Here is a 4,445-nt window from a genome sequence, read left to right on the forward strand (position 1 = left end):
GCCATTGAAACGGCGGGCTATCAGCCGGTGGTGGAAAGTCTCGACATTCCCATCACCGGCATGAGTTGCGGATCGTGTGTCTCTCGGATAGAGCGAACGCTAACGAAGCTGCCCGGCATGGTGGAAGTAAGTGTTAACCTCGCCACCCAAAAAGCCTTCGTTCGTTTCCTGCCGGGAGCCGTTTCGTTACCGCGTATTCAGCATGCCATCCGCGAAGCAGGCTATGAACCACAGGATACCGATACGCCGCCACCAACGGACAGCGAGGACCGGGAGAGAGCCGAGCTTCGCCGCCGAGTCGTGCTCGCGGCAATATTTACGATTCCGGTGGTCATCATCGCCATGGGGAAAATGATTCCCGCCTTTGACACGCTTTTGACGAGTCTAATGCCGCATCGCGGCTGGATGGGCGTCGAGTGGTTATTGGCCACACCGGTGCAGTTCTATGCTGGTGCACGCTTCTATCGCGTCGGCTTCGCCGAACTCCGGCATTTTAATCCGGGCATGAACAGCCTCGTTATGATCGGATCGAGCGCTGCCTATTTCTATTCGGTCGCCGCCCTGCTGGTGCCCGGACTCTTTCCCGTCGGAACCGCCGTGAGCTATTTCGAAGCGGCGGCGGTCATCGTGACGTTAATTCTGCTCGGTCGCTATTTTGAACACATTGCCAAGGGCCGCACCTCCGAAGCTATCAAGAAGCTTCTGCAATTACAGGCGAAAACTGCCCGCGTCATCCGTGAGGATGAAACCGTCGAGCTGCCTATCGACGCCGTCGTCACAGGCGATCGTATTTTGGTTCGCCCAGGGGAGCGTGTTCCAGTAGATGGCATCGTTGAGGAAGGTCACTCCTACATTGATGAGTCGATGATCAGCGGTGAACCAGTGCCGGTCGTCAAAAAGAAGGATTCCGAAGTCGTCGGTGGCACTATCAACAAGAACGGTGCACTTACCTTTCGGGCCACGCGAGTCGGTGCCGACACCGTGCTTTCACAGATCGTCAAAATGGTGGAAACGGCCCAGGCGGAGAAGCCCCCCATCCAGCAGTTGGCCGACAAGGTTGCCGGTGTATTTGTACCCGTGGTCATCGCGATCGCCGCGATGACCTTTGCACTCTGGTTTGTTTTCGGACCGGCGCCGTCTTTGTCGTTTGCTTTCGTCACTACCGTTAGCGTACTGCTAATTGCCTGCCCCTGTGCGATGGGCCTAGCCACCCCAACGGCCATCATGGTCAGTACCGGGAAAGGGGCCGAGATGGGAGTGCTATTTCGTAAAGGGGCGGCGCTTGAGACGCTGGCCAAAATGAATACGGTGGTGCTGGACAAGACCGGTACTTTGACCCAGGGGCGCCCCGAGCTGACCGACTTCGAAGCGATCAACGGCCATGAGAACGAGGTGCTGCGACTGGTCGCGGCGGTGGAAGCTCAAAGCGAGCACCCCATCGCCGAGGCTATTGTACAGGGCGCCAAGGCCCGCGGGCTGGAATTACCCTCGGTCAGTCGCTTTAGTGCCGAGCCTGGCTACGGCATTGAAGCCGAGGTCGACGGCCACTTGGTATATGTGGGAGCTGATCGTTACATGCGTCGGCTGGAAATCGAGCTCGGCCAGGCAGAAACACGCGCCAAGGTGTTTGCCGAGAACGCCAAGAGCCCGCTCTATGCCGCGGTAGACGGCCAGCTTGCTGCAGTCATCGCGGTGGCGGATCCACTTAAGGAGGGCTCTGCCGAGGCCATCGCAGCACTCAAAGCGCAAGGGCTGGAAGTGGCCATGCTCACCGGCGATAACCGTGCCACTGCCGATGCTATCGCCCGACAGGTTGGCATCCAGCAGATTCTCGCTGAGGTACTGCCCGACCAGAAAGCGGCAGAGATCCGGCGTCTCCAGGCGGAGGGCAAGCGCGTCGCTTTTGTGGGGGACGGGATCAATGATGCGCCCGCTTTGGCCCAGGCCGACGTGGGCATTGCGATCGGCACTGGCACCGATATTGCCATCGAGTCCGGCGATGTGGTGCTGATGAGTGGCGATTTGCGAGGCATCGTCAATGCCACGGCGCTCTCCAAGCGTACCCACCGGACCATTATCGGCAATTTCGTTTGGGCCTATGGCTACAACGTAGCGTTGATCCCCGTGGCGGCGGGCGTGCTCTATCCGTTCATCGGCGTATTGCTCAGCCCCATGCTGGCGGCGGCTGCCATGAGTGTTTCCAGTGTCTTTGTACTGATTAACTCGTTGCGGCTACGCCGTTTCACGCCAGATCCCGGCAATGCCACACCACGTCCAAACGAGGCTGTTCATCGCGCCTAAACCAAACACCGTAGTGTTAACGAGGAATTCAAAATGATGGGAAGTGAAAGCTGCATGTGGGGTATGGCAGGGATGGGCCTAATAGCGATCTTGTTGATTATTGCGCTGGGGCTTGGCGTTGCTGCGCTTATCAAGTACCTGTTTTTTAATAAGAAGTGATGAAGCTGACAACTGAATACATTCGCCCTCCTTGGGTAGATCAGAAACTGATAAAGAGAGCATCCATGAGGCATATACTACATTTCACTTATTACCTAGCTGCTGCAGGTCTGCTAGGTCTTATTACGTTGCCTGCGTTGGCGCAGGAAGTAGGAACTGATGCCAATGAGAGTCATCAGGCCGACAGTGCCGCTAATACTGAGTCTCCCTTGCCCAAAACGATTACCGTGTTGATGGATCAAGGATTCACATACCATGGCACCTTCGAAGCGCCTGACGATCTACAAGGCTATGCCTTGTCTTATGATAATGAGCCTCTGGCGGCTTATATCTCCTCCTCTTCCGACTATGCCGTCATTGGTACGTTAATCGACCCTCAGGGCAATGCCGTCATGGAAAGCCAGCTTCAGGCCCTGGTGCTGGAACCCATGCTGGAAGCTACCTGGAGTGCGTTTGAAAATACACGTTTTATCTCGGAGGGGAATGATGATGCATCACATATTGTTTACACACTAACAGACCCCAATTGCCCCTACTGCAACGCCCTCTGGAACAATTCACGCCCGCTAATCGAGCAAGGCGTGCTACAACTTCGCCACGTGCTGGTCGGCGTACTATCAGAGGACAGCCTTCGCAAAGCTGCCGCAATCCTTGAATTCCACAATCCGGTTAGCGCTCTCGAAACTCATGAATTGGAATTTCGCAATGGCGGCATAAGTCCGGTGGAGCCGTCGGAAGAGAGCCAAGCGCTTCTCAGAAAGCATGCTCAGATCATGCGTGAGGCCGGCGCTACGGGGACGCCGACCAGCTACTACCGTGATGAAGCCGGGAAAGTGCAGCGTATCAATGGTGCAGTGTCGACCGACCAGCTTCGCGAAATATTGGGTGTTGAATGATACTCCATCACGGTACAGGGCTGAGATGACATGTCTCCCTGCTCCCCACAACTGAGATGGACATGGCAACCAAGCTTAGTGTAAAGCAAAAGCTCTTTTTGGGGCTCTCTCTACTGATGGGCTTGGCGTCCCTCTATTGGATCCTGATGGAGACCGGCGCCTTGTCGGTCTTGACCGATAAGCAGGCCTTGCGTGAATGGGTTGATGGGTTGGGCGTCTGGGGGCCATTGGCCATCATCTTTATGATGATTACGGCCATTGTCATGAGCCCGATCCCCAGTGGTCCGATTGCCATGGTGGCCGGTGCGATCTACGGCCCAGTTTGGGGAACGGCCTATGTAGTTATCGGTGCCGAAGCCGGCGCTCTGCTCGCTTTCTGCATTGCTCGTTTGCTCGGCTATGAGGTAATGCAACGCTGGTCGCGTACGCGTCCCATCCTCAATTGGCTGGGGAAGGAACGCTCTCAAACCGGCTTGATGCTCATCGTTTTTGCATCCCGATTGGTGCCCTTCATTTCGTTTGATGCCATCAGCTACGCGGCAGGTATTACACCCCTGTCCTTCTGGCGCTTTTTGATCGCCACATTGGCCGGCGTAATCCCCACGGCGTATCTGATCGTCAAGTTCGGCGAAGTGCTAATTACCGCCGACTCCCGTGGTCTCACGATCGCGCTGGTCCTCATCAGTGGCATCACATTGCTGCCGCTGCTGGCGAAACGCCTATGGGCTCGGAAGCCATGACCGATGCAACCTAGTGCTCCAAATCAACTTCCGTAAGCACTAACAATGCTCAGCAGGCACTTACCCGCTACCACCTGTGAGACGTACACGTGAAATCTCGGACATTGCTATTTTTACCCCTATTGGGCTTTTTTGGTTTGAGCTTTTTCTTTTATCAGGGCTTATCAATGGATCCTAGCGCCAGAGATTCCCCCTTGTTAGCTCAGCCGTTTCCGGCCTTCAACCTGACGACGCTGGAAGACCCCTCAAGGGTCGTTGATGAATCTCTTTTTAAAGATAAGGTGACATTGGTCAATGTTTGGGGAGAGTGGTGCCCCACTTGCAAGCATGAAATGCCGCAGTTATTGGA

General features: G+C 55.6%; 5 protein-coding genes. All 5 read left to right on the forward strand.

Annotation, left to right across the window (positions count from 1 at the left end; translation table 11 throughout):
* Positions 1-2,301: heavy metal translocating P-type ATPase (locus MLE19_RS22605; protein WP_276322548.1), on the forward strand; the 2,301-nt coding region annotated here is incomplete at its 5' end.
* Positions 2,302-2,334: 33 nt separating this feature from the next.
* Positions 2,335-2,460, forward strand: coding sequence for a hypothetical protein (locus MLE19_RS23120; protein ID WP_258955997.1), 126 nt, complete (start codon positions 2,335-2,337; stop codon positions 2,458-2,460).
* Between the two features lie 65 nt (positions 2,461-2,525).
* Positions 2,526-3,356: a thiol:disulfide interchange protein DsbG gene (gene dsbG, locus MLE19_RS22610; protein ID WP_240720584.1), complete on the forward strand. Its 831-nt coding sequence runs from the start codon at positions 2,526-2,528 to the stop codon at positions 3,354-3,356.
* 62 nt (positions 3,357-3,418) lie between these two features.
* Complete coding sequence (locus MLE19_RS22615) at positions 3,419-4,096, forward strand: TVP38/TMEM64 family protein (protein WP_008958486.1); 678 nt, start codon at positions 3,419-3,421, stop codon at positions 4,094-4,096.
* Between the two features lie 89 nt (positions 4,097-4,185).
* Positions 4,186-4,445, forward strand: a 260-nt coding sequence (locus MLE19_RS22620; protein WP_240720585.1) for a redoxin family protein, incomplete at its 3' end; no start/stop codon positions are given.

It is taken from the genome of Vreelandella neptunia (assembly GCF_022489065.1).
Classification (GTDB): Bacteria; Pseudomonadota; Gammaproteobacteria; order Pseudomonadales; family Halomonadaceae; genus Vreelandella; species Vreelandella neptunia_A.

Bases quoted from the DNA above. Each gene is read 5' to 3' on its own strand.
- dsbG (WP_240720584.1), top strand. From the start codon at position 2,526: ATGAGGCATATACTACATTTCACTTATTACCTAGCTGCTGCAGGTCTG.
- MLE19_RS22615 (WP_008958486.1), top strand. From the start codon at position 3,419: ATGGCAACCAAGCTTAGTGTAAAGCAAAAGCTCTTTTTGGGGCTCTCT.
- MLE19_RS23120 (WP_258955997.1), top strand. From the start codon at position 2,335: ATGATGGGAAGTGAAAGCTGCATGTGGGGTATGGCAGGGATGGGCCTA.